This window comes from Vibrio sp. 704 (assembly GCF_033339295.1).
In genome coordinates, this window is record NZ_JAWOUH010000117.1 from 1 (window position 1) to 1077 (window position 1077).

Here is a 1077-nt window from a genome sequence, read left to right on the forward strand (position 1 = left end):
GATTCCACATCCGTCATATCTTGAGAAGCATCGCCTCTACCTGGTGCGAAAGGCACAGATACATCATGACCCGCTGCTCGCGCAGCCAGTTCAATACCTACGTTACCAGCAAGCACGATAGCATCAGCAACGCTACAGCCCTCTTCTGCTGCGATGCTCTCAAGCACAGCAAGAACACGATTTAGACGCTCTGGCTCGTTACCTTGCCAGTCTTTTTGTGGTGCTAAGCGAATACGAGCGCCGTTTGCGCCACCACGTTTGTCAGACTGACGGAACGTGCGTGCACTGTCCCAAGCGGTTGTGACCATGTCACTAACCGATAACCCACTGGCTGCGATTTTGGCTTTTACCGCGTCTACATCGTAGTTTGCGTTGCCGTGAGGAACCGGATCTTGCCAGATGAGGTCTTCTTGCGGAACATCAGGGCCGATGTAGCGAGCCTTAGGCCCCATGTCTCTGTGCGTTAATTTAAACCAAGCCCGAGCAAAGGTGTCGGCGAAATAGGCCGGGTCGCTATGGAAGCGTTCTGAGATTTTGCGATACTCCGGATCCATCTTCATCGCCATATCGGCGTCGGTCATGATTGGGTTATGCCGAACGTTAGGGTTTTCAGGATCGACCGGTTTGTCTTCCTCTTTAATGTCGATAGGTTCCCATTGCCATGCGCCGGCTGGGCTTTTTTTCAGTTCCCAATCGTAATTTAACAGCAGATGAAAATAGCCGTTATCCCATTGCGTTGGCTGGCTTGTCCATGCGCCTTCAATCCCACTGGTGACCGCGTTGTTGCCTACGCCGCGGGTTGTCTTGTTTAACCAACCTAATCCTTGGTCGTGAATGTCGGCACCTTCTGGCTCTGGGCCTAAATTGGCTGCATCACCGTTACCATGCGCTTTACCTACGGTGTGGCCACCAGCGGTTAGGGCAACGGTTTCTTCATCATTCATCGCCATTCGAGCGAACGTAACTCGTACGTCGTGCGCGGTTTTGAGTGGATCCGGCTGTCCATCGATGCCTTCTGGGTTGACATAAATTAAGCCCATCATCACAGCGGCGAGTGGATTCTCTAAATCCCGTTCA

Annotated in this window: 1 protein-coding gene; it reads right to left on the minus strand. The window is 52.5% G+C overall.

Translation table 11 applies throughout. From position 1 onward, the window contains the following. A partial coding sequence (locus tag R7R24_RS24845) for a peroxidase family protein (RefSeq protein ID WP_318119762.1) occupies positions 1-1077 on the minus strand: 1077 nt, incomplete at both ends.